The sequence below is a fragment of the Streptomyces sp. NPDC089424 genome (assembly GCF_044749345.1).
Classification (GTDB): Bacteria; Actinomycetota; Actinomycetes; order Streptomycetales; family Streptomycetaceae; genus Streptomyces.
Genome location: NZ_JBIVHU010000003.1, coordinates 277742 through 301305, shown reverse-complemented (window position 1 = coordinate 301305; position 23564 = coordinate 277742). Strand labels below are relative to the sequence as shown.

The 23564-nt window shown below is 72.4% G+C and carries 17 protein-coding genes; 7 read left to right on the top strand and 10 right to left on the bottom strand.

What is annotated here, in order from left to right; all coding sequences use genetic code 11:
• Positions 1 to 91: 91 nt before the first annotated feature.
• Positions 92 to 3502 (bottom strand): ATP-dependent helicase, encoded by a 3411-nt coding sequence (locus ACIP2X_RS16330; RefSeq protein WP_401673009.1) that lies wholly within the window; start codon positions 3500 to 3502, stop codon positions 92 to 94.
• A gap of 257 nt (positions 3503 to 3759) precedes the next feature.
• Positions 3760 to 4146 carry an MGMT family protein gene (locus tag ACIP2X_RS16325; RefSeq protein ID WP_401673006.1) on the bottom strand — a complete coding sequence of 129 codons (387 nt, stop codon included), beginning with the start codon at positions 4144 to 4146 and terminating at the stop codon, positions 3760 to 3762.
• A 186-nt stretch (positions 4147 to 4332) separates the two neighbouring features.
• On the opposite strand from ACIP2X_RS16325, the gene ACIP2X_RS16320 reads away from it, so the two are divergent.
• The 3 genes from ACIP2X_RS16320 to ACIP2X_RS16310 all read left to right on the top strand — a co-directional run bounded on the left by ACIP2X_RS16320 (position 4333) and on the right by ACIP2X_RS16310 (position 10512).
• On the top strand, positions 4333 to 7134 hold the full coding sequence (locus ACIP2X_RS16320; protein ID WP_401673003.1) for a YbhN family protein: 2802 nt from the start codon (positions 4333 to 4335) through the stop codon (positions 7132 to 7134).
• Positions 7135 to 7296: 162 nt separating this feature from the next.
• A complete protein-coding gene (locus ACIP2X_RS16315; protein WP_401673001.1) occupies positions 7297 to 8841 on the top strand; it encodes an alpha/beta hydrolase in 1545 nt (514 codons plus the stop codon).
• A gap of 123 nt (positions 8842 to 8964) precedes the next feature.
• Complete coding sequence (locus tag ACIP2X_RS16310; RefSeq protein ID WP_401672998.1) at positions 8965 to 10512, top strand: alpha/beta hydrolase; 1548 nt, start codon at positions 8965 to 8967, stop codon at positions 10510 to 10512.
• 65 nt (positions 10513 to 10577) lie between these two features.
• Here the strand turns inward: ACIP2X_RS16310 and moeZ are convergent, their stop codons facing one another.
• The 7 genes from moeZ to ACIP2X_RS16275 all read right to left on the bottom strand — a co-directional run bounded on the left by moeZ (position 10578) and on the right by ACIP2X_RS16275 (position 19883).
• Entirely contained in the window at positions 10578 to 11756 is a 1179-nt protein-coding gene (gene moeZ / locus ACIP2X_RS16305; RefSeq protein ID WP_385376712.1) for an adenylyltransferase/sulfurtransferase MoeZ, read from the bottom strand.
• 63 nt (positions 11757 to 11819) lie between these two features.
• Positions 11820 to 12569: a spherulation-specific family 4 protein gene (locus ACIP2X_RS16300; RefSeq protein ID WP_401672994.1), complete on the bottom strand. Its 750-nt coding sequence runs from the start codon at positions 12567 to 12569 to the stop codon at positions 11820 to 11822.
• Positions 12557 to 13639 carry an NAD-dependent epimerase/dehydratase family protein gene (locus ACIP2X_RS16295; protein WP_401672991.1) on the bottom strand — a complete coding sequence of 361 codons (1083 nt, stop codon included), beginning with the start codon at positions 13637 to 13639 and terminating at the stop codon, positions 12557 to 12559. Before ACIP2X_RS16295 ends, ACIP2X_RS16300 begins: the two co-directional genes overlap by 13 nt.
• A 446-nt stretch (positions 13640 to 14085) precedes the next feature.
• Positions 14086 to 15324 carry a hypothetical protein gene (locus tag ACIP2X_RS16290; protein WP_401672989.1) on the bottom strand — a complete coding sequence of 413 codons (1239 nt, stop codon included), beginning with the start codon at positions 15322 to 15324 and terminating at the stop codon, positions 14086 to 14088.
• Positions 15321 to 17045 carry a DUF3492 domain-containing protein gene (locus ACIP2X_RS16285; RefSeq protein ID WP_401672986.1) on the bottom strand — a complete coding sequence of 575 codons (1725 nt, stop codon included), beginning with the start codon at positions 17043 to 17045 and terminating at the stop codon, positions 15321 to 15323. Before ACIP2X_RS16285 ends, ACIP2X_RS16290 begins: the two co-directional genes overlap by 4 nt.
• A gap of 211 nt (positions 17046 to 17256) precedes the next feature.
• Positions 17257 to 18789 carry a DUF3152 domain-containing protein gene (locus tag ACIP2X_RS16280; protein WP_401672983.1) on the bottom strand — a complete coding sequence of 511 codons (1533 nt, stop codon included), beginning with the start codon at positions 18787 to 18789 and terminating at the stop codon, positions 17257 to 17259.
• Between the two features lie 8 nt (positions 18790 to 18797).
• Positions 18798 to 19883 (bottom strand): alpha/beta fold hydrolase, encoded by a 1086-nt coding sequence (locus ACIP2X_RS16275; protein WP_401672980.1) that lies wholly within the window; start codon positions 19881 to 19883, stop codon positions 18798 to 18800.
• 321 nt (positions 19884 to 20204) lie between these two features.
• On the opposite strand from ACIP2X_RS16275, the gene ACIP2X_RS16270 reads away from it, so the two are divergent.
• The 4 genes from ACIP2X_RS16270 to ACIP2X_RS16255 all read left to right on the top strand — a co-directional run bounded on the left by ACIP2X_RS16270 (position 20205) and on the right by ACIP2X_RS16255 (position 22176).
• Complete coding sequence (locus tag ACIP2X_RS16270) at positions 20205 to 20429, top strand: hypothetical protein (protein ID WP_401672978.1); 225 nt, start codon at positions 20205 to 20207, stop codon at positions 20427 to 20429.
• Between the two features lie 214 nt (positions 20430 to 20643).
• Complete coding sequence (locus ACIP2X_RS16265) at positions 20644 to 21291, top strand: TetR/AcrR family transcriptional regulator (RefSeq protein ID WP_401672975.1); 648 nt, start codon at positions 20644 to 20646, stop codon at positions 21289 to 21291.
• Positions 21292 to 21430: 139 nt separating this feature from the next.
• Entirely contained in the window at positions 21431 to 21658 is a 228-nt protein-coding gene (locus ACIP2X_RS16260) for a DUF3107 domain-containing protein (protein ID WP_043503917.1), read from the top strand.
• 248 nt (positions 21659 to 21906) lie between these two features.
• Entirely contained in the window at positions 21907 to 22176 is a 270-nt protein-coding gene (locus ACIP2X_RS16255) for a hypothetical protein (RefSeq protein ID WP_401672973.1), read from the top strand.
• A gap of 196 nt (positions 22177 to 22372) precedes the next feature.
• On the opposite strand, the gene ACIP2X_RS16250 is transcribed toward ACIP2X_RS16255, so the two are convergent.
• Positions 22373 to 23140: a ferritin-like fold-containing protein gene (locus ACIP2X_RS16250; RefSeq protein WP_401672971.1), complete on the bottom strand. Its 768-nt coding sequence runs from the start codon at positions 23138 to 23140 to the stop codon at positions 22373 to 22375.
• Positions 23141 to 23564 lie beyond the last annotated feature (424 nt).

Genomic DNA, 23564 nt, shown 5'->3' with positions numbered 1-23564 from the left:
CCGAAAGAGGCTAGCGGCGGGCACTGACAGCGGATGCCGAATCGGCCGCCGGAACGGGAGAAGCGCAGGTCATGAGGCATCGTGCCCTAGGTCACTCGACCACGTGGCGTCCTTCGGGGCGGGCGCTGCACGACGCCCGGAACGCGCAGTGCGCGCAGTGCTGGCCGGTCGTCGGTGAGAACCGCTCGTCGAGCACCTTCCCGGCCGCCGTCGCCAGCAGCTCACCGACCCACTCCCCCTGCAGGGGCTCCTGGGCCTGCACCTTGGGCAGGGTCTCACCGCCGTCGCGCCGGGCGGCACCCTGACGCAGCTGCACGAGTTCGGCGCCGCCCGGCTCCGGGCGCACACCGTCGAACGCCTCGTCCACGGCGCCCTCGCGCACCGCCAGCTGATAGACGGCCAGCTGCGGGTGGCGCGCCACCTCCTTGGACGTGGGCGCCTGCTTGCCGGTCTTGAAGTCGACGACATAGGCGCGTCCCTCGCCGTCCGCCTCGACGCGGTCCATGGAGCCCCGGATGCGCACCTCGTAGTCGCCCGCTCCGAGCGTCACGTCGAAGTCGTGCTCACTGGCCACCGCCGTGCGTCCGGTGCGGTCCATCACATGCCACTGGAGGAAGCGTTCGAGCGCCACGCGCGCGTGCTGCTTCTCCTGCACCGACTTCCACGGGGCGTCGAAGGCGAGCGCGTTCCACACCGAGTCGAGGCGCTCCATGAGCACGTCGAGGTCGGCCGGGGTACGTCCGGAGGCGACCTCGTCGGCGAGGACGTGCACCACGTTGCCGAAACCCTGCGCGGCGGTGGCGGGCGTGTCGGCCTTCACCTCACGGCCGAGGAACCACTGCAGGGCGCAGGTGTTGGCGAGCTGGTCCAACGCGCTGCCCGACAGCACGACGGGCTGGTCGCGGTCGCGCAGCGGCACCTTGGACTCGGTGGGCTCGAACATGCCCCACCAGCGGTACGGATGCGCGGAGGGGACCAGCGGGCGCCCTTCCTCGTCGGCGAGTGCGGCGAGCCGGGCCAGCCGGCGCGCGGCGGCCTCCCTGAGCGCGTCGGACGCGCGCGGGTCGACGGTGGTGGCGCGCAGTTCGGCGACGAGCGCGGCCACGGACAGCGGGCGGCGAGGGCGGCCGGTGACGTCCCTGGGTTCGACGCCGAGCTCCGTCAGGAAGCGCGAGGGCTGGTCGCCGTCGTCCGCGGGGGCCTTGACCGCGGTGACGACGAGACGTTCACGCGCGCGTGTGGCGGCGACGTAGAACAGGCGGCGCTCCTCGGCGAGGAGGGCGCCGGGGGTGAGGGGTTCGGCGAGTCCGTCGCGGCCGATGCGGTCGGCCTCCAACAGGGAGCCGCGGCGGCGCAGGTCCGGCCACAGGCCCTCCTGGACCCCCGCCACCACGACGAGGCGCCACTGCAGTCCCTTGGCGCGGTGCGCGGTCATCAGGCGTACGGCGTCGGGCCGTACGGCGCGGCCCGCGAGGGTGTCGGCGGCGATGTCCTCGGCCTGCAGCTCTTCGAGGAAGTTCAGCGCGCCTCGGCCGCCGGTGCGCTCCTCCGCGCGGGCCGCGGTCGCGAACAGCGCGCACACGGCGTCCAGATCGCGGTCGGCGTTGCGTCCGGCCGCACCGCCTCTGCGGGTGGCGCGCTCCAGTCGGGCGGGCCACGGTGTGCCCTCCCACAGGTCCCACAGCGCCTCCTCGGCCGTGCCGCCGCCCGCGAGCCGTGCGCGCGCCTTCTGCAGCAACGCGCCCAGACGCTGGGCACCGCGCGCGTACGCCGGGTCGTGCGCCACCAGCCGCTCGGGTTCGGCGAGCGCCCGCGCGAGCAGGTCGTCCGACGGCGGCGGCACGGCGTTGCCCGCGGCCCGCTCCTCGTCGCGCAGGGCCCGCCCGAGGCGGCGCAGGTCCGCGGCGTCCATGCCGGCGAGGGGCGAGGCGAGCAGGGTGAGCGCGGTCTCGGTGTCGAGCCAGCACGCCTGCGTCTGCGCCTGCGGGACGGGCAGGGAGTCCTCCGGCACGGGCGCAGAATCCTCCGGCACAGGCGGGGATTCCTCCGGCACGGGCGGGGAATCGGGCCCCGCCGCCCCCTCGGCGCTCTCTTGGGGCCGCGGCCCCGCCTCCGCCGTGGCCACCGCACGCAGCGCCGTCAGCAGGGGTGCGACCGCCGGCTCGTGGCGCAGCGGCATGTCGTCGCCGTCGATGTCCAGGGGGACGCCGGCGGCCGTGAGGGCTCGGCGCACCGTCGGGATCGTGCGGGTTCCGGCGCGCACCAGGACCGCCATCTCGCCCCATGGGACACCGTCCTCCAGGTGTGCGCGGCGCAGGATGTCGGCGATGTTGTCCAGCTCGGTGCCGGTCGTCGGGTACGTGTAGACCTCGACGCGGCCGCCGTCCCTCAGGGGGGTCAGTTCGCGATGGGCGCGGACCTTCTCGGCCGGGAGCCGGGTGAGCGGCATGCGCTGGGTCAGCAGCCGGGTCGCGGTCAGCAGCGCGCCGAAGGAGCGGCGTGAGGTGCGCAGGACCTCGACGGGAGCCGGGCGGCCGTCCGCGCGCGGGAAGTCGCCCGGGAAGTCGAGGATGCCGTTCACGTCCGCGCCGCGGAAGGCGTAGATCGACTGGTCGGGGTCGCCGAAGGCGACCAGGGTGCGGCCCTTACCGGCCAGGGCGTGCAGCAGCCGCACCTGGGCGGGGTCGGTGTCCTGGTACTCGTCCACGAACACGGCGTCGTAGCGGGCGGCGAGCCCCGCCGCGACCTCGGGGCGGCGGGCGAGGAGCACCGCGCGGTGCACCAGTTCGGCGTAGTCGAGGACGCCCTGCAGGTCGAGGACGTCGAGGTACTCGGCGAGGAACGCGGCCGCCGCCCCCCAGTCGGGGCGGCCGATGCGCCGGGCGAAGGCGTCCAGGGCCTGGGGGCCCAGGCCGAGTTCGCGGCTGCGGGCGAGCACCGCGCGGACCTCGTCGGCGAAGCCCCGCGTGGTCAGGCAGGCGCGCAGCTCGTCCGGCCAGCGCACATGCGCGAGGCCGAGCCGCTCCAGACCGGGCTGGCCCGCGAGGAGCTCCCGGACCGCGACGTCCTGTTCGGGTCCGGACAGCAGCCGCAGCGGTTCGACGAACAGGTCGCTGTCCTGGTGGGCGCGGACCAGGGCGTAGCAGTACGAGTGGAAGGTGGTCGCCCGAGGCGCGCGCGCCGCCCCTATGCGCAGCGCCATGCGGTCGCGCAGTTCGACGGCCGCCTTGCGGCTGAACGTCAGCACCAGGATCCGCTCGGGGTCGGCGCCGCGCGCGACGCGGGCCGCGACGGACTCCACCAGGGTGGTCGTCTTGCCCGTTCCGGGACCGGCGAGGACGAGCATCGGACCGGCCCCGTGGTCAACCACCGCGCGCTGCGCCGCGTCCAGACGAGGGGGATCCGAACGGGCCGGCGGGGTGCGTACCAGTCGGTAAGCGCCACGGCTCCCCTGCCGCACAGGCTGGTGCGGCAGACGCCTGGTGGTGGAGGAGGAGCTCACGTGGTTCGCCGGTCCTGGTGGTTGTGCTGGGTGGGCGACCGCCGCGCGTGGAGGGCGGTGGCCGCGGGATGAGGGGGACACGTGCAGCCGACGCTACGCCGACGGGCCGGACGGAAGCCGGGCTTCCGCTTATTCCCACACGGCTCACACGACCCGCGTGTCCCTTGCACCACGAACGTACGTCATGCCACGGATGTGCCCCGTTTCCCCCGTACGGATCAGAGGCCTCCCGCCGACGCCTTCGATGGCGGAAGCTGTCAGGTGTGAGCCCCCGCGCGTTCGCCGCCGTCCCACCGCGCGCGTCTCATGTCGACGCGCGGCAGGTGACCCTCGGCCGCCCGGGCCGCCTCCTTCAGGGGCGTGCCCTCGGCGCGGTAGTAGCCGAGCGCCTCCAGTTCGTGCCCCGGGAGCAGGACACCGTCGGCCCGGACGACGCGCCACCACGAAACGGCACCCCCGTAGAGGGCCATCACCCGGCCGACCTGCCGGGGGCCGCCCTCCTCCAGCCACTCGGCGACGTCCCCGTACGTCATGACCCGCCCCTCCGGAATCAGATCGGCGACCTCCAGGACCCGCTCGGCGTACTCCGGCAGGTCCTGCGCGTACTCCGGGCGGGCGTCCTCAGGAAGGCTGTCCTCGCTCATTCGCCCCATCCTGCCGCACGCCTCCGACAACGCGACGCGCTGGCCACTGTGCGTAACCCTCGCCCCGGGGCAGAGCTTCGGGCAGACTGTGCGCCCCCGCATTTGCACCCTGATGCCCCCGTGTGTCGGTGGGGCATGCCACCATCGTGCGGGCGGTGACCGGTGATACGAGACCAAGAAGAGACGATGAAGCAGCAGGGTGTGCACGCCAAGGACGCGGAGAGCACCCCTGATGCCCCGTCGCGCCCGGACACCGCGGACGCGGACGACACGCTCGTGAAGGGGACGGACGACGCGGACGTGGAGGGGGACGACGAGCCGGCCCGGCGAAGCACCTCCGGGAACGCCGACGGCGCGTCCGGCCGGGGCACCGGCGACGACTCCGGCGACCCGCACACGGACGAGGTCGAGGGCGACGAGCCGCTCCTGCCCGCGCGCGTGCACCGTCCCTCCGACCTGATGCGGCTCCTGGTCGGACTGCTCGCCGTCGGCGTGCTGCTCGCCATCGCCGCCTTCGCGCACGGCACCACCTCGGGACTCGAACAGGACATCAACAAGGGCACCGGACAGGCGCCCGACCTGCTCATCAAGATCGCGGGACTGGCGTCCAGCATCGCGATCCTGCTGGTGCCGGTGGCGTTCGCGATCGAGCGGCTGATCAAGCGCGACGGACTGCGCATCGCCGACGGCGTGCTCGCGGCGGTCCTCGCCCACGGCGTCACCCTCGCCACCGACCTGTGGGTCGCCCGCGCGGCGCCCGACTCGATCCAGGACGCGCTCACCCAGCCCTCCCCCGGCGACATCCACGCCCTGACCGACCCGGTCCACGGCTATCTGGCCCCGGTCATCGCGTACATGACGGCCGTCGGCATGTCCCGCAGACCCCGCTGGCGCGCGGTGCTGTGGATCGTGCTGCTCCTGGACGCCTTCTCGATGCTCGTCACCGGGTACACCACGCCGTTCTCGATCATCCTCACGGTGCTGATCGGCTGGACGGTGGCCTACGGCACGCTGTACGCCGTCGGCTCCCCCAACGTCCGCCCCACGGGCCGGACGCTGATGGCGGGCCTGCGGACGGTCGGGTTCCACCCGGTGAGCGCGTCCCGCGAGGACACGCCGGACGCCGCCGACGCCGGCGACCGCGGCCGGCGCTACTTCGTCACCCTGGAGAACGGCCCGCCCCTGGACGTCACGGTCGTCGACCGCGAGCAGCAGGCACAGGGCTTCTTCTACCGGGTGTGGCGCAACCTGACCCTGCGCGGCTTCGCCACCCGGCGCAGCCTCCAGTCGCTGCGGCAGGCGCTGGAGCAGGAGGCCCTGCTCGCCTACGCGGCGATCGCGGCCGGCGCCAACGCGCCCAAGCTGATCGCCACCTCCGAGCTCGGCCCCGACGCCGTGATGCTCGTCTACGAGCACAGCGGCGGCCGCACCCTGGACTCGCTGCCCGAGGAGGAGATCACCGACGAGCTGCTGCGCCACACCTGGCACCAGGTGCGGGCACTGCAGTCGCGGCGCATCGCGCACCGCAGGCTCGCGGGCGACGCGATCCTGGTGGATCGTTCCGGCACGGTGATCCTCACCGACCTGCGCGGCGGCGAGATCGCGGCGGGCGACCTCCTGCTGCGCATGGACGTCGCCCAGCTGATGACGACGTTCGCCCTGCGGGTCGGCGCGGAGCGCGCGGTGGCCTCCGCGGTCGAGGTGCTCGGCCCCGACGCGGTGGCCGACTGTCTGCCCATGCTCCAGCCCATCGCCCTGACCCGCTCCACGCGCGCGACGCTGCGACGGCTGGCCAGGGAACGGGCGGAACGCGAACGCGAGGCCGTGCTGGAGGCCTCCCGGCAGTCCAAGCAGGCCCGGCTGGAAGCGGCCGGGGACGACGCCGAGGTCGTACTGGAAAAGCCCGACAAGAAGGCCGTACGCGCGCAGAACAGGGCCGAGAAACGGGCCATCGACGAGGCCCTGGACGAGGCACGCGAGGACGACCTGCTCACCCAGATCCGGCACCAGGTGCTGCGGATCCGGCCGCAGGCGCCCGTCGAGCCGGCCCGTCTGGAGCGTGTGCGGCTCCGCACGCTGCTGAGCCTCATCGCCGGCGCGATCGGCGCGTACTTCCTGCTCACCCAGCTCACGCACATCGAGTTCGGACCGCTGATCGCCAATGCCGAATGGGGCTGGGTCATCGCGGCCGTCCTGTTCTCGGCGCTGAGCTATGTGGCCGCCGCGATGGCCCTGCTGGGCTTCGTGCCCGAGCGGGTGCCGTTCGTGCGGACCGTGGCGGCCCAGGTCGCCGGGTCCTTCGTGAAGATCGTGGCGCCCGCCGCGGTGGGTGGTGTCGCGCTGAACACGCGCTTCCTGCAACGCTCGGGCGTGCGGCCCGGGCTGGCCGTGGCCAGCGTCGGTGCCTCGCAGCTGTTCGGGCTGGGCTGTCACATCCTGATGCTGCTGGCCTTCGGCTATCTGACCGGTACCGAGAAGACGCCCTCCCTGTCGCCGTCCAGGACGGTCATCGCGGGTCTGCTGACGGTGGCGGTCCTGGTGCTCGTGGTGACCTCCGTGCCGTTCATGCGCAAGTTCGTCTCCACGCGCGTGCGCTCGCTGTTCGCCGGCGTCGTGCCGCGCATGCTGGACGTGCTCCAGCGGCCGCAGAAGCTGGTCACCGGCATCGGCGGCATGCTGCTGCTCACCGCCTGCTTCGTGATGTGCCTGGACGCCTCCATCCGCGCGTTCGGCGACGAGACGACCTCGATCAGCATCGCCAGCGTGGCCGTGGTCTTCCTCGCGGGCAACGCGCTCGGCTCGGCCGCCCCGACGCCCGGCGGTGTGGGCGCCGTCGAGGCGACCCTGACCGTCGGCCTCATCGCCGTCGGCCTGCCCAGCGAGGTCGCCGCCCCCGCGGTACTGCTGTTCCGCCTGTTGACGCTGTGGCTGCCGGTGCTGCCGGGGTGGCTGGCGTTCAACCATCTGACGCGCAAGGGCGCGCTGTAAGGACACCCGTGGGCGCGCCGCGTCGATCACGCGCACGCGCGCGTGCCGTCGGCGGCTCCACCCGAGGTGCCCGAGGTCGCACGGGCCCGCCCCGCCTGGCCCGTACCTCGGACGGCCCGCGCACGGCGAGCGCCGTGGCCTTCGCGGGCGCAGGATGGATGCATGCCGAAACCTTCCCGGCTGCGCGCCGCTGCCCTGACCGCCTCCGCCGTGCTGCTGTCCACCGCGCTGGCGGGGTGCGGCAACGACTCCCAGGACCAGGATCTGACGGCCCAGAAGCTGAGCTGGAAGGACTGTCCGGCACCCGACCAGGCTCAGGGCGGCGGTGACGCCCCGTCTCCGCTGCCGAACGGCGGCGAGTGGCAGTGCGCGACCATGCAGGCACCCCTCGACTGGAACGAACCCCAGGGCGACACCATCGGCATCGAGCTGATCCGGGCCAGGACGAGCGGCCCTGCGGACAAGCGCATCGGCTCGCTGATCTTCAACTTCGGCGGGCCGGGCGGTTCGGGCGTCACGACGCTGCCCGCCTTCGCCGAGGACTACACGACGCTGCGTACCCGCTACGACCTGGTGAGCTTCGACCCCCGCGGGGTCGGCCGCAGCGCAGGGGTCTGGTGCGAGAACGACCAGCAGCTCGACGTCTACTTCCAGCAGGACGCCACCCCGGACGACGCCGCCGAGCGCACCGAGTACGTCGACAACGTCCGGCAGTTCAACGCCGCCTGCGAGAAGAACTCCCGGAAGATGCTGCCGCAGGTGCGGACCACCGACGCGGCCCGGGACATGGACCTGATGCGCCAGGTGCTCGGCGACGACAAGCTCCACTACTTCGGCATCTCCTACGGCACCGAACTGGGCGGCGTCTACGCGCACCTGTTCCCCCAGCACGTCGGCCGGGCGGTGTTCGACGCCGTGGTCGACCCCACGCAGAACTCCGAACAGGGCTCGCTCGGACAGGCCAAGGGCTTCCAGCTGGCCCTCGACAACTACGCGCAGAACTGCGTGTCCCAGGAGGAGGACTGCCCGGTCGGGGACAGCGCGCAGGACGTCAAGGACCGCATCGCCAAGCTGCTCAAGGACCTGGACAGCAAGCCGATCCCCGGCATCTTCCCGCGTGAGCTGACCGAGACGGCCGCCACCAGCGGCATCGCGCAGGCCCTGTACTCGCAGGACTTCTGGGATTACCTCACCGAGGGCCTGGAGCAGGCCTACGACGGGGAGGGGCAGATCCTGATGATGCTGTCGGACTCCTTGAACGGCCGTAACCAGAACGGCGAGTACAGCAATCTCACCGCGGCCAACGTCTCCATCAACTGCGCCGACGACAAACCCCGCTACACCACCGAGTACGTGCAGGGGAAGCTGGGCGAGTTCCGGGCCGCCTCACCGGTGTTCGGCGACTTCCTCGCCTGGTCGATGATGAGCTGCACCGACTGGGCGGTGGCCGGCGCCGCCGACCATCCGGACGTGAGCGCGCCGGGCTCGGCGAAGATCCTCGTGATCGGCAACACCGGCGACCCGGCCACGCCGTACGAGGGTGCGCGCAGAATGGTGCAGGCGCTGGGCAAGGGGGTCGGCGTGGAGCTGACCTACAAGGGGCAGGGGCACGGCGCGTACGACAGCGAGAGCAAGTGCGTGAAGCGGGAGGTGGACGGCTACCTCCTCAACGGGAAGGTGCCCGACAGCGGGACCGTCTGCTCCTGACCAGCGAATCCCCAGGTCACAAGGTTATCCACAGGCGCCTACGGGTGCGGCCTGCTCCGCCTACCATGGCGGGACAGCCGTTCGCGACGGAGCGCGGGCGGCGTGACAGGGGGGATCGTGGTCATGGCACGCTTCGTACGGTGGACGGCGCTGGCCGTCGCCGCCGGGCTGTTGGCGGCGGGTTGCGGGGGCTCGTCGGACGACTCGTCCGACAACGGCAAGGGGACGTCCGCCCCACCGCCGGCCGACCCCTCCGGCGGATCCGCCGCGAAACTGCCCTCCTCGCTCGCGAACCAGAAGCCGGACTGGGGCGACTGCGAGTCCACCGACGCCGCCCCCGCACCCGGAGACGAGTGGCGGTGCGCGACGTTGAAGGTCCCGCTGGACTGGGCGAAGCCGGACGGCGGGACGATCGACCTGGCCCTGGTCCGCTCGGAGGCTCGCGGCGACGACCGCATCGGCTCACTGCTCTTCAACTTCGGCGGCCCCGGCAGCTCGGGCGTCGCGACCCTCCCGGCGTACGCGTCCACCGTGTCGAAGCTGCACGAGCGGTACGACCTCGTGAGCTGGGATCCGCGCGGAGTGGGGGCCAGCGAGGGCATCCGCTGCCGCAGCGACAAGGAGATACAGGCCGCCGAGGCGGTGGACGTCAGCCCCGACACCCCGGCCGAGGAGACGGCGTACTTCGAGGACGCCGCCGACTTCGGGAAGGGCTGCGAGGCGTCCACGGGAGAGCTGCTGGCACATGTCTCGACCGCGGACACCGCACGCGACTTGGACCTGATGAGGCATGTCCTCGGCGATGCGAAGACGCACTACTTCGGCATCTCGTACGGCACCGAACTCGGCGGTGTCTACGCCCATCTCTTCCCGAAGAACGTGGGACGGCTGGTCCTGGACGCGGTCGTGGACCCGAGCGCCGACGCGGTCGGTCACGCCAAGAACCAGACGCTGGGCTTCCAGCGCGCACTGGACGACTACCTCAAGTCGACCGGCCAGGACCCGAAGCAGGGCTCGCGGAAGATCGCGGACCTGCTGAAGCGGATCGACGCGGAGCCGCTGGCGACGTCGAGCGACCGGAAGCTGACGCAGTCGCTCGCGTTCACCGGCATCGTCCTGCCGCTGTACAGCAAGTCGAGCTGGCCCACGCTCACCATGGCCCTGGAGTCCGCCGAGGGGGGCGACGGATCCGCGCTGCTGGCACTGGCCGACAGCTACAACGAGCGTGACGAGGCGGGCCGTTACACCACGACGACCCATTCGCAGCGGGTCATATCGTGCCTCGACGACAAGCAGCGGCCCACGCCCGCGGAGGCGAGGAAGCTGCTGCCGGAGTTCGAGAAGATCTCGCCGGTGTTCGGTCCGTTCCTCGGCTGGGACACGGCGGGCTGGTGCCACGAGTGGCCGGTGGCCGGGCAGTTCGACACCCCGGAGGTGAGCGCCCCGGGCGCCGCGCCGATCCTCGTCGTCGGCAACACGGGTGACCCGGCGACACCGTACGAGGGCGCCCGCAGGATGGCGGACGAACTGGGCGAGGGCGTCGGCGTGATGCTCACCTGGAAGGGCGAGGGTCACGGCGCCTACGGCAGCGGAAGCGACTGCGTCGACTCCACGATCAACGCATACGCCCTGACCGGCACGCTGCCGAAGGACGGCAAGGTCTGCTCATGACGCCGACGGGGGCTTCGCGTACCGGTGTACACGAAGCCCCCGCGGGACGGAAATGCTGGGCCGGATCAGTAGACCGGCTTGTCCGGTTCGATTTGGTTGACCCAGCCGATGACGCCGCCGCCGACGTGGACGGCGTCGGAGAAGCCCGCGGACTTCAGGACCGCGAGGACTTCCGCACTGCGGACACCCGTCTTGCAGTGCAGGACGATCTTCTTGTCCTGCGGGAGGGTCTCCAGGGCGGTGCCCATGAGGAACTCGTTCTTCGGGATCAGCTTGGCGCCCGGGATCGAGACGATCTCGTACTCGTTGATCTCGCGGACGTCGATGATCTCGATGTTCTCGCCGTCGTCGATCCACTCCTTGAGCTGCTTGGGAGTGATCGTCGAGTCGGCGGCCGCCGCCTGGGCCTCCTCGGAGACGACGCCACAGAAGGCCTCGTAGTCGATGAGCTCGGTGACGGTGGGGTTCTCGCCGCAGACCGCGCAGTCGGGGTCCTTGCGGACCTTGACCTGGCGGTACTGCATCTCCAGGGCGTCGTAGATCATCAGGCGGCCGACCAGCGGCTCGCCCGTGCCCGTGAGGACCTTGATGGCCTCGGTGACCTGGATGGAGCCGATGGACGCGCACAGCACGCCCAGCACACCGCCCTCGGCGCAGGAGGGGACCATGCCCGGCGGCGGGGGCTCCGGGTAGAGGCAGCGGTAGCAGGGACCGTGCTCGGACCAGAACACGGAGGCCTGACCGTCGAAGCGGTAGATCGAGCCCCAGACGTACGGCTTGTTCAGCAGCACGCAGGCGTCGTTGACCAGGTAGCGGGTCGCGAAGTTGTCCGTGCCGTCGACGATCAGGTCGTACTGGCTGAAGATGTCCATCACGTTGTCGGCCTCGAGCCGCTCTTCGTGCAGGACGACGTTCACGTACGGGTTGATGCCGAGCACGCTGTCGCGGGCCGACTCGGCCTTGGAGCGGCCGATGTCCGCCTGGCTGTGGATGATCTGACGCTGCAGGTTGGACTCGTCGACCTCGTCGAACTCCACGATGCCAAGGGTGCCGACGCCCGCCGCGGCCAGGTACATCAGGGCCGGCGAGCCCAGGCCGCCGGCGCCGACACACAGCACCTTGGCGTTCTTCAGCCGCTTCTGCCCGTCCATCCCGACGTCGGGGATGATCAGGTGGCGGGAGTACCTGCGGACCTCGTCTACGGTGAGCTCGGGGGCCGGCTCGACCAGGGGTGGCAGCGACACGGGGACTCCGTTGGTCGGTCTATCACTACGGATGTTCTTCGCGTAACACTGCCACGGCCTTTTTCATTCCGAGACACCTGTTCCGACACGCGAGACGATTTCGTCCCAGTAGCCGGGCATCGTCTCCCAGGGATCCATGCGCCCGCCGCGATCGGTGCGGTCGGTGAGGTAGATGGTTCCGGCGCCCTGCCAGCGTGCGATGCGCATCGCCTCGTCGAGATGGCCGCGGGGCACCCCGTGCACGAGGTGGCAGAAGCGCTCGGGCCCGTGCTCGGCCGTCCATTCCGCCGCCTGCGACCAGCGGTAGTCGCTCCAGGAGCCGCGGAAGGTGATCAGTTGTTCGGCGCACTCGGCGTACCCGGGACACGGGTGTGTGCCGTGGCCGAGGACGATGTGGGCCTGGTCACGCAGGGCACGCAGGGTGGCCGTGATGCGCGCGACCCCGGGGAGGGACTCGCGGTCGGCCGGGCAGCGGTCCAGCAGGAAGCCGTCGACCTGGTACCAGTCGACATAGCGACGGGCGTCCGCGATCGTCTCGCCGAAGGGGCGGGCGCCGTACCGGGCGTCGAGACGGCCGAGGACACGCACGCCCGCGTTGCGCAACCGGCCGGCCGCCTCCAGGCAGTGCGGGTCGGGGAGCGCTCCGGGGCCGTCCGCGACGTTCAGGACGACCCAGTGCAGGGCGGCGCCGTGGCGGGTGAGTTCGGCCCATTCGGTGACGGCGAGCAGAGGGTGGGCGGGGCCGGGGACACCTAAGCCGGTGTGCAGGCCGGTGTCGGCGGTTCTCGCCTTCTTCCAGGTCAGATACGGCATGCCGCCTCCATCCAGATGTCGGCGAGGGACTCCTCGAGATTGATGCGGGGCCGCCAGCCGAGGCGGTCGCGGGCCGTGCGCACGTCGGCCTGCTGCCAGCTGCCGCAGCCGTCCGGGTAGGGGTACGCGGCGGGGCCGGAGTGCGCCGAGGCGTGGGAGGCCTGGAGCGGGTGGGCGCTGTGCGACTGGTGGGCCCCGGGGACGGCGTGGAGCGCGTGGTCGGAGTCGGTGCGGTGGACCAGGGCGTCGGCGGTCCGGGGGTGCGCCAGGGTTTCCGAGCGGGGGTGGCCGATCGAGGGGCGCAGGGCGCCGGGCGGGCCGTCGAGTTCGTGCAGGGCGCCGCCGTAGCCGGCGACGCGGGCGAGGACCGCGGCGGCGTCGCGGAGCCGGACGGCACGGCCGGACCCGATGTTGATGACGCCCTGCGCGGCGGAGAGCGAGGCGGCGTGCACCGCGCGGGCCACGTCGCGGACGTCGATGAAGTCGCGCTGGGCGCCGAGGCCGCCGAGTTTGAGTTCGCCGTCGCCGGTCTGCATGGCGCGGCGCATGGCCTCGGCGAGGCGGCCGAGGGGGGAACCGGCGGGGGTGCCGGGACCGGCCGGGGAGAAGACCCGCAGGACAACCGCGTCCAGGCCGGAGCCGAGGACGAGTTCGGTGGCGGCGAGTTTGCTGACGCCGTAGGGGCCGCCGGGGCGGGGCACGGCGTCCTCGGCGGTGGAGGAGCCGGGCTGGCTCGGGCCGTACTCGGCCGCGCAGCCGATCTGGACCAGGCGGGCGCCGCAGCCGCTGCGGCGCAGGGCCTCGCAGACGGTGGCCACGGCGACGGTGTTGTGGCGGGTGAGTTCGCGCGCGCCGCCCCGGGTGGTGCCCGCGCAGTTGATGACCACGCCGGGGTGGACCGCGTCGAGGAAGCGGGTGAGGGCACCGGGGCTGCCCGAGGCGAGGTCGAAGCGGACGTCGGCGTCGTCGCCGCGGCCGAGGGCGGTGAGCTGGACGGCCGGGTCGGCGAGGAGGCGGTCGGCGACGAAGCGGCCGAGGTAGCCGTTGGCTCCGATCAGCAGGACTCTCATCGGACGGCTCCCGGGGCCGGGGCGGCGGATCGGGAGGTTGTCATCGGGGTCTCCTTGGGGAGGGGTGCAGCGGCCTGCGGCGCCGGGGCGCGTGGGGCCAGGTCGGTGGGGTGAGGGTGAGGTTGTTGCTGCGGCCGCGGGGGCGGGCGGGGCCAGGGGGTGAGCCGTGACCCGCGACGCCCGGCGGTTGCAGCCACGTACGCGGTGCCATGCGACGCCCGGCGGGTGGCCAGGTCCGGAACCGGTCCCGTGTTCCCGCGGCACCCGGCGACCGGAACCCGGCGACGGGGCCTTCGCGTTGGCTGCGGCGGCCGGGGCGGCGGCCGGTACGTCGTGGCCCGCGCGCGCCATCGGATGTCCGCCCTACGCCGGCGGCGGCCCGTGCGGGTCGTGGGGGTGCGCCGCGCGCCTGCGGGCGGTGGACGGCGCGTGCGCGGACGTGGGTCTCACCATCGCGTCGCCGTTTCGGCGTGCGCCGAGGCGCGGGTGAGCTTGCGGGTGGCGTGCACCAGCAGCGCGAGAGCCGCCGTTCCGCTGATCAGCGTGGGGATGGCACCGGGGCCCCAGGCGCCGATCAGGGTCTCGACGGGGGTGGCGAGGAAGGCGCAGTGCGGGAGGCGGGCCGTGAACAGGCTCGCCAGGGCGGCCGTCTGGGCCGTGGCCGTGGCCGTGAGGATCACGCTGGGGGCATAGGTGAAACCGTGGACGGCCAGGAGGCGGGCCAGGAAGAGCAGGGCGGCCAGGGTGAGGGCCTGGGGGTAGGGCACGGGTCCTTGGAGGGCCGTGGCGGTGAGGGTGAGCAGTGCCGCCATGACCCCGAGGAACAGGCCGAACGTGCCCAGCAGCAGCGGTCGTACCGAAGCGGCGAAGTCCTCGAGGCCCCTGCTGGCCCCCAGCTTGTGGCGGGCCCGCGCCGCGAAGTGGTGGGCGAGCCAGGCGGCGGGCGCGCAGGCCAGGGTGAGGGCGAGAACGGGGACCAGGGTGAGAGGCCAGGGCGCGTCGGGCGCGTCGGCGGGGAGGGCTTCGGGGCCTCCGGCTGCGGCCGCCGCCAGGAGGCCGTCGCCCAGGGTGGCGTGGACGAGCAGCGCGCAGGTCCAGAGGTGGGTGCCGGCGGGCTGCGGTCTGCCCGCGCTCAGGGGGCCCCGGTGCAGGGCCACCCGGAAGGAGAGGACGACGGCCAGGGTTCCCGCCGCGGCCGCGAGCAGGCGTGACTGGCCGTGGGTGAGGTGCAGGGCGGCCAGCGTCGCGGTGCAGGTGATGCCCGGGAGGAGCGTGCGCAGGATCCAGAAGGTGCGCGGGCGGGGCGTGGACGACGGCGTGCCTGACTGGGGCGCGGACGAGGGCGTCACGGCGTGCGGCGTGGCCGAGGCGGCGTGGGGCGTGTCGTTGTCGCGCGGGAAGCGGGCGTACATCTCCTCCGCCAGCGAGAAGACGTCCCTGTGCCGGAAACGGGCGGCGGTGCGGTCGGTGATGCCATGGGCCTCCAGTCCCGCGGCAATCTCCAGCGGGTCCACCGCGCGGGCGCACAGCTCACGGTGACGGTGCATCAGACTCTTCACCGGATCCGCGGCACCCCGGCGCGGAGCGGACCGCGCGGCGGACGGGGACGCGAGCCCTGCCGTGGGCTCCGTCGGTGGCTCGGTCGGTTGCTCCGTCGTGAGGTCGCGTTCGTGCACGTCGGTCATCGGACCGCCTCCGCCGCCGGGACGCGCGTGGTGGCGCGCACGGGTGGGCCCGCCGCCCAGCCGGGGCCGCCACGGGCCACCATGCGGCTCGCGGGGGCGGTCCAGCGGCCGGGGAGGTGGGCCTCGGCGGGCACGGCGAAGGGGAGCGGGTCACCGGTGTCGTCGAGCGGCGCGTGGCGGGCCGGACTGCGCGAGACGATCTCCAGGTAAATGCCGTGAAATGCCGCGACGTTCTGCTCGACGGTGAACAGTTCGAGTGCGCGGGCGCGCGCGGCGGCGCCCAGGCGCTCCCTGCGCTCGGGGTCGCGCAGCAGCGCCACGCACGCCTCGGCGAGCGCCCGGGGGTTGCGGGGCGGCACCACGAGCCCCGTGCCGCCGATGACCTCGACCACCGCGCCGACGTCCGTCGACACCGTCGCCCGGCCGCAGAACATGGCCTCGACCAGGCCGATCGGGAAGCCCTCGACGACGCTGGACAGCACGCTCACGGCCCCGCTCGCGTAGGCGTCGGCGAGGGTCGGGGTCTCCGGGCCGCCGAGTTCTTCGAAGGAGACCGGGTTGTCGCCGACCGCGTGCGGCCCGACGGCCTCGTCGGGGAAGAGCTGCGCGGCCAGCGCCTGGCAGTGCGCGAGGTAGGCGGCTCCCTCGGGGCCCGTGGGGGCGCCGAGGACCCGCAGGCGGGTGCCCGGTTCCTCCTTGCGGATCTCCGCGAAGGCGTGCAGGAGGGAGACGAGGTCCTTGGCCGGTTCGACCCGGCCGACCCAGACCAGCGTGTCGGGTGCCGCGCGCTCCGGGGACTCCCCCACCTCGGCGAAGGGGGCCGCGTCCATGCCGGGGTAGACGGTGCGGAGCTTCGCGCGGTCGGCACCGCAGCGCTCCTGCCAGCGTCGGGCGTGCGCGTTGCCGGGCGTGAGGCAGGCGGCCTGCCGGTAGATCTCCGCGGCCAGCCGGCCGTGGAAGGCGGCGAGCAGGGACCGTACGGCGGGCGAGGAGTCCTGGGGGGCGAGGTAGTGCGTGCGCAGGCGCACCCCGTACTCGGTGACCAGCAGGGGTACGCCGGTGAAGTGCCGGGCCAGCAGGCCGGGCAGGGCCGCCACGCCGCCCGAGGCCGCGTGGCACAGGTCGGCCGAGCCGAGCCCGTCGTCCTCGTACCAGTCGAGCGAGAGGGGGCGCAGGGCGTGTTCCAGACGGGCGGCGACGGTGAGCAGATCCGTCACGCGCACCTCGTACGCGGTGCGCAGGGCGCCCGGCGCACGACAGGCGCGCTCCAGGGCGCGTACGGCGGTCTCGGAGCGCAGCGCGCCCACCAGTCCGCCCTCGTCGCGGGCGAGTTCGGCGAGGCCGTACAGCGCACTGGCGAAACGGTCCGCCACCGTGGCCGTGGAGTCGTCCGGTCCGTCGGAGGCTCCCTCGCCCCCGTCCGCGGCGACCCCGGAGCACAGCACGGCGGCCAGTTCCCCGTAGCACTCGGCGAAGCGCCGGCGGGCGCGGCGACCGTGGACGACGCCGTCCTCGTCCGCCGTCCACAGCGGTGCCGTACGGACGCGGCGGACCTGGGGCGGCAGCGCGAGCAGGCCCTCGCTCTCCTGGCCCTCGCTGCGGCTGAGCGCGTAGACGTCGATCTCGTGCTGCGCGAGCCCGCGCACGAGCCGGTCGCACCAGTGGCCGGCGTCACCGCTCACGTACGGATAGCCACCCTCGGTGAGGAGTCCTATGCGCACGAGTGCACCCCCGATCTTCCCTAAGGGAAGCCGTCGTTGGACCGACGGCTCGCAGCGGGAAAGAACGTATGCGGACAAGCCGGTGGCGCGACGGACGGTTGTCCGTCGCGCCACCAAAAGGGGTGAACGGTCGTAACTTTCTCGTGCGGATCGCGTTCCGTCGCGCTAGGAGATCATGTGCGCACGGATCGTCATCACGGCGAAAGTGGGATCAACTCTCCGGGAACGGCCAGGGGTTGGCCTTGCACCGGATCCCGTCGTGATCCAGGAACTTCGTCTGCTGCTGCATGACGGGCGCCAGCTCGCCGGACTTGTCGCAGGTGACGTGGTCGTAGCCGAGGCGGTGGCCGATCTCGTGATTGATCAGCATCTGCCGGTAGGCATAGATCTTGTCGCCGTAGGTCTCCGAACCCTGGGCCCAGCGGTAGGCGTTGATCATCACGCGCTCGGTGGCGGCGGAGTCGCAGGACACATTGTCGACGGTCGTGTCCAGGCCCGATTTGTCGCACCATTCCGCGGTGGTGCCGGGGCTGGCGAGCGTGATCACGAAGTCGGGCTTCCCGGAGTGGATGCGTTCGAAGGTGCGGCCGCCGTTGTGCGCCCAGCTGCGGTCGTCGTTGAGCGTCTTCTGCACGGCCTGCGCGAAGAGTTCGCCGTCGAGGCCGAGTCCCTGCTCCACGTCGACGCGGTAGGTGTACTTCTGTCCCGCGCCGGGCGCCTTGTCGATGCCCTGGATCGCGTCGAACTTCCCGGACCCGTCGAGCTTCGCGCTCAGCGGGTAGACACGGCCCATCTTCTGCGCGTACGTCAGCAACGGCGCGCTCGGCGAACCGGACGGCGTCGGCCGCCCGTCCCCCCGCGACGCCGGACCCGGGACGTCCCTGGCACGTTCCGCGGCGGACCGGGACTCCACGGCACCGTCGTCGTCCTGGCCGGTGACCTGCCCGGCGACGACCACGGCGAGCACGGTGGTCACGGCGGCGGCCGCGATGCCCGCGAAGGCGCGGCCCTTGCCGCCCCTGGGCGCGGGTTCGCCGCTCGGCGGCGCGTCGTCGTCGGCGACATCGGGTTCCGCGTCCCAGCTGGTGACGGAGCCGTACGGATCCGACAGGTGCCCGGTGGTGGTGGTCGTCGGCGCCGGGCGACGGCGTACGAAGACGTCGTCCCGTTCCTCGAAGGCGTCGACGTAGTCCTGGCGCGGGCCGGGGGGCGCCTGCCGCTGGCGGGGAAACGCCGGAGCCCCTGTGCCCGCAACCGTGCGCCCCCTCAACTCACCCCAGCCGCCCCCGTCCTCACGCTGATCGGGATGGCCGCCCCGCACCTGGGAGGTGCCGTCCGCGAGCCGCGGGATGCCGTGTGCGGGGGTGCCGTCCGGCAGGCGGGGGAAGCCGTGCGCGGGCGTGCCGTCGGGCAGACGCGGAACCCCCTGCGCGGGAGTGCCGTCGGCAAAGCGAGGCACGCCACGAGCAGGAGTGCCGTCCGTCGGACGCGGCATGCCGTGTGCCGGAGTGCCGTCGGCAAAGCGAGGCACCCCCTGCGTGGGGGTGCCGTCCGGCAGCCTCGGCACGCCGCGAGCGGGAGTGCCGTCGGTGAAACGAGGCACCCCCCGCGGAGGCGTCTCCTCGGCGACCCCCTGCGACCCCGCGCCCCGCCGCCCCCCGGAAGGCCCGGGTGCACGCCGGCGTGGCACCTTGTCCGTGGCCTCACCCTTGGGTGCCGGACCACGGCGACTGTGGCGTCCCACCTCGCCCCTCAGCTCCCCGCGCTCGCGGAATCGGCCCCACCCTCGGAGGCCCTGTCGCCGGGTCCACGCCCGGCCGAAGCGGCACCGCCGGAGGCAGTCCCACCGGAGGCAAGATACTCACTCGCTCTCACCTTGGTCTCCGCCTCCGCCTCTGCCATCAGTTCACAAAACGCCGTCGCCACGGTCTCCGGGTACTCCATCATGGCCACATGTCCGGCGTTCGGGAGCGTGAGGAGACGCGCGTCACGGAACGCACGGGCGGCTCGCTGCGCCATGCGGAAGCCTACGAGTTGGTCGCGTCCACCGTAGACGAGCAGCGTGGGGGCGAGAACCCGCTCGGCCTGCCGCCACAGTCCGTGCTGGCCGCCCAGTGTGTACGCGTTGACGATCCCGCGCGCGGAACGCGCCATCGCGTCCCAGAAGTACGGCAGTTGCAATCGCCTGTCCATCTCCTCGACGGCGTTGCGGAAACCCTCGGGCGAGACCCGGTCGGGTTCGCCGTAGCAGAGCGTCAGGACGCCCTTGACCCGCTGCTCGGGCGTCCAGCCGGTGGTGAACCGGGTGAAGAGCCGGACCATTCCGGGCAGCGCCAGCAGGGCCGTGGGCACGGCACTGCGCTGGATGCGCAGCTCCGGGAGCGCGGGCGACACCAGCGTCAGCGTACGGACCAGGTCGGGACGGACGGCGGCGACGCGGGTGGTGACCGCGCCGCCCAGGGAGTTGCCGAACAGGTGCACGGGGCCGCGTCCTGAGGAGTCCAGATAGCGGATGACCGCGCGCGCGTGCCCGGTGACCGAGTAGTCGCCGTCGTCCGGCGGCGGCGAGTCGCCGAAGCCCGGCAGGTCGACGGCCTCGCAGTCGGCGTCCGCGTCGAGCAGCTCCATCAGCGCCGACCAGTTCTGCGAGGAGCCTCCGAGACCGTGGACGAACAGCGCGGCGGGCAGTCCCTCGCGCGCGGGCGGCCGCGAACGCACCGTGAGCGTGATGCCGGGCAACCGGACCGACTTGAGCCGCTCGCCTTCCGCGACCCGGACGGGAGCCACCTTCGGGAGCACGTTGCTGGTCGGCACGAACGGCAGCTCGGTCGAAGACATGCGGCAATGTTACGAGGTGATCACGCGATGGTTCATGTGTTCGCCGTCAAGGACACGGGAGATCACCGTCACAGCCATGGGACACACCCCTCCCGCACACGGAAGATCCACAGACGGAGGATTCACAGACGGAGGATTCACAGACGGAGGTTCCACAGATGGGCGAGCCCCCGCTGCCGCTCCGTCACGGGGTGCGCAGCGCGTGACGATCCCGACGCGGATCGCATAGCGTCCGGATCGGGTGTCTCCTACGCTCGTAATGAGGGCACCCGCGTGTGGCCCCTGCATCTCTCAGGGACGTTCGTAGGAAGGGAGCCCGCCATGGCCGTCGATCCCACCGATCCCGAGACCTTCGAGGACGAGGAGACCGAGCAAGAGCAGGAGTTCGATGTCGAGGCCCCCGTGGCCGACGCCGCCGAACAGCACGCGGACCTCGCACCGGACCGCGACGACCCGCTGACCGGCGTCGAGCCGGACCGGGCCAGCGAGGGCGACCTCGCCGAGCAGGCCCGCGTCGTGACTCTGGACGAGGACGACTATCGGTGACGGTGATGGTCGCGGTGACGGATGACGACACCGGCACCGTGGCAAGGGAAAGAGGCCCTTTTTTGCCCGCTCCGGACGCGTTCAAAACGGTCTGTGCGACTTTCGTGGCCGTCCGGTCCGTGAAATTCTGCGCTCGCAGCGCGCACAGCACGGTTACCGAAAAGTACGATGGCCGCGCGGCGCACACCGCATGTGGACGACATTGGGAGGCGGCGTGACAGCCATCGAGCAAACTGAGGCGGCGCGCCCGCGGGGTACGCGCCTGCCGCGCCGTGCCCGTCGGAACCAGCTCCTGGGCGCGGCCCAGGAGGTCTTCGTGGCGCAGGGCTACCACTCGGCCGCCATGGACGACATCGCCGAGCGCGCCGGCGTCAGCAAGCCGGTGCTCTACCAGCACTTCCCGGGCAAGCTCGACCTCTACCTGGCGCTGCTCGACCAGCACTGCGAGGCCCTGATCCAGTCGGTGCGCCACGCGCTCGCGTCGACCACCGACAACAAACAGCGCGTACGGGCCACGATGGACGCGTACTTCGCGTACGTCGAGGACGACGGCGGCGCCTTCCGGCTGGTCTTCGAGTCGGACCTGACGAACGAGCCCGCGGTCCGCGAGCGCGTCGACAAGGTCACGAACGACTGCGCCGAGGCGATCTGCGACGTGATCGCCGAGGACACCGGCCTCTCGCGCGCGGAGTCGATGCTCCTGGCCTCCGGGCTCGGCGGCCTGGCGCAGGTGGTGGCCCGCTCCTGGCTGCACAGCGACCGCAGCGTCCCGCGCGACCAGGCGGTGCAGCTGCTGGCCTCGCTGGCCTGGCGGGGCATCGCGGGCTTCCCGCTGCACGGCAACGAGCAGCAGCACCACTGAGGCCCGCGCGTTTGTTCCCGTGGGGTGTTCGCTCCTGGCGTTCTCGCGTGGAGCGTGCGCGTCCCCTCACCGGGCTAATGTGTGCTGGGTACGGCGCGGACGCCCGCGCACTTCACTGACCGTTCGGAGGGACATAGCCGTGGAGGTCAAGATCGGCGTTCAGCACGCGCCGCGCGAGATCGTGCTGGAGAGCGGTCAGAGTGCCGAGGAGGTGGAGCGCGTGGTGGCCGAGGCGCTGGCCGGCAAGTCGCAGCTGCTCAGCCTCGTGGACGAGCACGGCCGCAAGGTCCTGATCCCGGCCGACCGTCTCGCGTACGTCGAGCTCGGTGAGCCGGCGCCGCGCAAGGTGGGCTTCGGCGCGCTGTAGGCGAACGCCGCGGACAGCAGCAGACGGGAGGGCTCGGTGGCTTGGACAAGCCACCGAGCCCTCCCGTTTCGGTTCGCGGTTGCCTTTCGACCGCTGACGAGGCGCGCTTTCGACCGATTGCGACGCGTCGCGCACGGATTCACGAACGGATCACACCTCCCCCACAGGGGAGGATTGCATTCCGCAGGTCAGGGGTAAGACGGGCTACGACCGTTTCGGGCAGGCCGGCCATGTGGGAGGACCCTGACATGCTCCTTGAAGCACTCAGCTCCGCGATCCTCGGCCTGGCTCTGTCATGGGCCTGCGCCGCTCGCCTGCCGCACCGCCTCCCGGCCCGTCACCTGGTCCTGTCGACCGGGGTGGCCGGGGCCCTCTTCGGCGCCTTCCTCACGCACAGCGCGCTGGAGACCGGCGGTGTCCTGCTGGTGCTTCTCGGTGCCGCGATCGTCTCCGTCGCCTCGCTCTCCCTGCTGCTGCGCCCGGCGGGAAGACTGCGCCGACGCTCGGCGACGGCCTGAGCCGCCGCCGCGGCCACCGCCGCCCGTAGGGCCCGTCCGGCGACCACGCCGGACAGGCCCTCATCTTTGCGCCCAGGGCCTCCGCACGGCGTCGGCTGAGCACCGGGAGTCGGACCGGAGCCGCACCTCGCGCAGCACACCCGCCCGAGGCCCCGCCCCTGAGCCCGACCTCGACCGGGCGGCCCGTCGGCGTTCCCTACGCCGCCAGGCCCAGCGCGGCCATCCGCTTCGTGTGTGCCTCGGTGATGCGGGAGAACATCCTGCCGACCTCGGCGAGGTCGAAGCCGTCGGCGACGCCGCCCACCAGCATCGTGGACAGGGCGTCCCGCTCGGCCACCACCCGCTGGGACTGGGACAGCGCCTCCCCCATCAGCCGCCGTGCCCACAGCGCGAGCCGTCCGCCCACGCGCGGATCGGCGTCGATCGCCGCGCGCACCCGGTCGACGGCGAAACCGGCGTGACCGGTGTCGTCGAGCACGGCGAGCACCAGGGAGCGGGTGTCGGCGTCCAGCCGCGCGGCCACCTCACGGTAGAAGTCGCTGGCGATGGAGTCGCCGACATAGGCCTTGACGAGCCCCTCCAGCCAGTCCGAGGGCGCCGTCTGCCGGTGGAAGCCGTCGAGCGCGGCGACGAACGGCTCCATCGCGGCGGTCGGCGCCTCACCGATCTCGGTCAGCCGGCCGCGCAGCCGCTCGAAGTGGTGGAACTCCGCCGACGCCATCTTCGCCAGCTCCGCCTTGTCCTCCAGCGTCGGCGCCAGCTTGGCGTCCTCCGCGAGCCGCTCGAACGCCGCGAGCTCCCCGTACGCGAGCGCGCCCAGCAGGTCCACGACCGCGGCCCGGTACTGCGGATCGGCGGCGGCGGTCGCCCAGTCCTGGGCGGCGACCCCGGTGTGCGCGGCGGCGTCGGCGTCGGTGGTCTCGGCGGCGTGCTCAGGCTTGTCAGAGGTCGTCATGGAGCGCACAATAGCCCGCTCGCCACGGGGTGGAAGTCCCTGGTCAATCAGTGTGACCACGACGACGCGAATGACCGTTCGCGAGAGTGTGACGACGACTACGTGACCGAATCGGCCATCGCATGTGCGCGATTCCGGGGTATGGTGGTAATGCGCCTGCTGATGCGACGACGTCTTCGCCGCGTCTCGACAGGCCGCACGTATGAGGATGCCCGGTCGGAGGCCCGATCGGCTCCGACCCGACAGCCCTCCCTGACCGTACGGCACAGTGCGTACGACGATCGGAGGGGCCCCCTCAGCGGTACGAACGCTGGAGCGTTGGCAGAGGTCCCGTGTCCTACGGCGCGCCCCACGGCCGCCGACGTCCCCGGCACGGTCCGACACGACCCCCGCGCTCGCCTCGTACCGCGCACACAGAAGAGGCAGCACCCTG